Here is a 2,625-nt window from a genome sequence, read left to right on the forward strand (position 1 = left end):
TGATAATATCAAACTACGATATCGGATTATGATATTAGTGGGAGGGGGAATTTATGGGAATATTAAATATAAGAAATCTTACTTTTAAAGATAAAGATAATACAATAGTTGACAATGTATCTTTAATTATAGAAAGGGGAGAATGCATTTCTATAGTTGGAGAGTCTGGAAGTGGTAAAAGTACACTTCTTAGATTATGTGCAGATTTAATTTCTCCATCAGCTGGAAGTATAGAATATAATAATAAAAATTATTTAGAATATAATCCTGTAGATCTTAGGAGAAGCATTAGTTATTGCACTCAAACACCATATCTTTTTGGGAAGGATGTTTACGAAAATTTATGTTTTCCCTTTAAAATAAGAAATAAAGAAATTGATAATAATAGGATATATAAGCTTTTAATTGATTTTTCTTTAGATAAATCATATTTAGATAAGGATATAAATTTATTATCAGGTGGTGAAAAGCAGAGAATAGCATTGATTAGAAATTTAATTTTTACCCCTGGAATATTATTATTAGATGAGGTAACTTCAGCTTTAGATAGTAATAACACAATGATTGTTGAGAATTACATTAAGTTTTTAAATAAAGAAGGCGTAACAGTGATTTGGGTTACTCACGATGAAGAGCAAAGTAAGAGGATTTTCAATAGAAAGATCTATATTAAAAATGGGAAGATTGAAGATATGGAGGTGATTGAAAGATGAGTACAGAAGCTTTAGTTATATCATCAATGTTAGTTGCTATTCCAGTTTTCATATCATATAAAGATAAGTTAGATTTAAGTAGAGATATAATTTTTAGTGTTATTAGAGCTGTACTCCAACTTATTATAGTAGGATATTTGTTAGATTTTATTTTTGGACTTGAGAAACCAATATATACAATACTACTAATTATAATAATGATATTTAATGCTTCGCTAAATACTAGGAAAAAAGAATTGTGTATAGAAAGACAATTATTGATTTCATTTATTTCAATCTTAGTTGGTACAAGCATAACTATTACTGTATTAGTGTTATCTAATGCTATTAAATTTACTCCAAGTGAAATCATACCTGTAGCTGGGATGGTAGTAAGTAACTCTATGGTTGCTTTATCATTATCTTATAAAAATTTAAATTCAAGCTACAAAAATAATGGGGCTTTAGTAGAAGTTAAACTAGCATTAGGCGCAGATATAAAGGAAGCCTCTAGGGATATAATAAGGGAAAGTATAAAGATATCTATAATGCCTAGCATAGATTCAGCAAAAACTTTAGGAATAGTATCTCTTCCAGGAATGATGACAGGCTTAATTTTAGGGGGAGCTTCCCCACTTGTAGCAGTAAAGTTTCAAATAATGGTTACTTTTATGATATTATCATCTACTTCACTTTCAGTTATGATAGCAACATATTTAAGTTATAAAAAGTTCTTTAATGAGAGAAAACAATTGAAATATTAAATGACCTTTAAAAATGATCTATATGTATTTACAAAAGAGATATAATATTAATAATTGTAACTTAAATAAATAAGGGGATGAAATTTTGAAGGATCAAATAGTAAGGAAAATATTTAGTGGACTTATATATATTCATATTTTACATCATGGTAGTGAAGATAACTTTTATGGAAGTTGGATGATAGAGGAGCTAAAGGAGCATGGCTATAATGTTAGTCCTGGTACTATATATCCAATATTAAAGACTATGGTTGATGAAGGTTTACTTATAAGAGAAGATAAGATAGTTGGTGGTAAAATAAGAAAATACTATGAGGCTACAGAAGAGGGGAAGAATCTTTTAATTGATCTTAAAAAGAATTTGAAAGTTTTAATGGAAGAAATTCTTTAGATATATAAGAATGGATGTTGTAATTGTTAGTTTATACAACATCCATTTTGTTAATCAATATTTTTAATTTGCCAATCTATAGGTGTTTTATTAATAGATTTTAGAAATTCATTTGCTTTAGAAAATGGCTTGCTTCCAAAGAAACCTCTAAAGGCTGCCAGTGGACTTGGATGTGGGGATGTTATTATAAAATGATTTTTATTAGTTATAAGCTTCTTTTTAGCTATTGATGGATTTCCCCACAAAATAAATACTATGGGATCTTTTCTCTCATTTAATAAAGATATTATTTTATCGGTGAATATCTCCCAACCCATATTTCTATGAGAGTTAGCTTCATGAGCTCTTACAGTTAAAATAGTATTCAATAATAGCACACCTTGTTTTGCCCAGTCTTCTAAATATCCATTGTTAGGTATATAGCAACCTAAATCGGAGTTCAACTCTTTATATATATTTAGTAATGAAGGTGGAATTTTTATGCCTTTATTCACTGAAAAGGCTAAACCGTGGGATTGATTAGGACCATGATATGGATCTTGCCCTAATATAACAACTTTAACATCTTTATATGGAGTAAGCCTTAAGGCATTAAATATATTATTCATATTTGGATAAATCGTCTTTGTTTCATACTCTGAAATTAAAAAACTTCTAAGGTTTTGATAATATTCTTTTTCAAATTCTTCTGCTAATAAGTCTTTCCAGTCATTATCTAATACTTTTTTCAAGAAAATCACCTCGTTATATCATTAAAATTAACATTATTATTTTATTA

At 27.8% G+C, this 2,625-nt stretch carries 4 protein-coding genes; 3 read left to right on the forward strand and 1 reads right to left on the reverse strand.

Annotated features, from left to right (window positions below; all coding sequences use genetic code 11):
* The first annotated feature begins 53 nt into the window (after window positions 1–53).
* The 3 genes from E6248_RS15280 (at window position 54) to E6248_RS15290 (ending at window position 1,847) form a co-directional block, all read left to right on the forward strand.
* The gene (locus E6248_RS15280; protein WP_316341627.1) at window positions 54–713 is read left to right on the forward strand and encodes an ATP-binding cassette domain-containing protein; all 660 of its coding nucleotides are present in this window, start codon (window positions 54–56) and stop codon (window positions 711–713) included.
* A complete protein-coding gene (locus tag E6248_RS15285; RefSeq protein WP_316341629.1) occupies window positions 710–1,456 on the forward strand; it encodes an ABC transporter permease in 747 nt (248 codons plus the stop codon). The genes E6248_RS15280 and E6248_RS15285 overlap by 4 nt, the downstream gene beginning before the upstream one ends.
* A gap of 85 nt (window positions 1,457–1,541) precedes the next feature.
* On the forward strand, window positions 1,542–1,847 hold the full coding sequence (locus tag E6248_RS15290; protein ID WP_316341630.1) for a PadR family transcriptional regulator: 306 nt from the start codon (window positions 1,542–1,544) through the stop codon (window positions 1,845–1,847).
* A 50-nt stretch (window positions 1,848–1,897) separates the two neighbouring features.
* Here the strand turns inward: E6248_RS15290 and E6248_RS15295 are convergent, their stop codons facing one another.
* Window positions 1,898–2,578, reverse strand: a complete 681-nt coding sequence (locus E6248_RS15295; protein ID WP_316341631.1) for a uracil-DNA glycosylase — start codon at window positions 2,576–2,578, stop codon at window positions 1,898–1,900.
* Window positions 2,579–2,625: the final 47 nt, after the last annotated feature.

The sequence above is a fragment of the Clostridium sp. genome (assembly GCF_032552055.1).
Classification (GTDB): Bacteria; Bacillota; Clostridia; order Clostridiales; family Clostridiaceae; genus Clostridium.

Excerpts from the sequence above, each read along its gene's own strand:
- E6248_RS15280 (WP_316341627.1), top strand. The coding sequence starts at position 54 with ATGGGAATATTAAATATAAGAAATCTTACTTTTAAAGATAAAGATAAT.
- E6248_RS15285 (WP_316341629.1), top strand. The coding sequence starts at position 710 with ATGAGTACAGAAGCTTTAGTTATATCATCAATGTTAGTTGCTATTCCA.